Origin of the sequence: Clostridium sp. AM42-4, assembly GCF_003480105.1 — a bacterium.
Lineage (GTDB): Bacteria > Bacillota > Clostridia > Lachnospirales > Lachnospiraceae > Brotaphodocola.
Map to the genome: position 1 here is coordinate 2,835 of NZ_QUIK01000043.1, position 288 is coordinate 3,122.

1 pseudogene is annotated in these 288 nt (G+C 35.4%); it reads left to right on the forward strand.

The features are described 5' to 3' along the window. Window positions 1-227: pseudogene (locus DW922_RS18215) on the forward strand (carbohydrate ABC transporter substrate-binding protein); the annotation flags it as partial. Window positions 228-288: the final 61 nt, after the last annotated feature.

Below are 288 nucleotides of genomic sequence, written 5' to 3' on the forward strand. Positions count from 1 at the left end.
GTGGATTTTCATTAAAGGACTTGACAGTTAATGATAAGAAAATAGACAAAGAAAAGGAATACTCGATTCTTCTTACAGACACCACAATGTCTGTTTTGAAAAAAATAAATCCGAAATGTGAGATTGAGCAGCTTAAAGATACAACATTATCAAGTGCATGGATCGCAGCAATGTCAAAAGGACAGCAGCCGTCAGCACCGGAAGACTATATAGAGGTTGAACAGTAAAAGTGGAGATAGAACAAACGGTAAAGAAAAGAAAAAAAATAACAAGGCTGTTGCTTATACT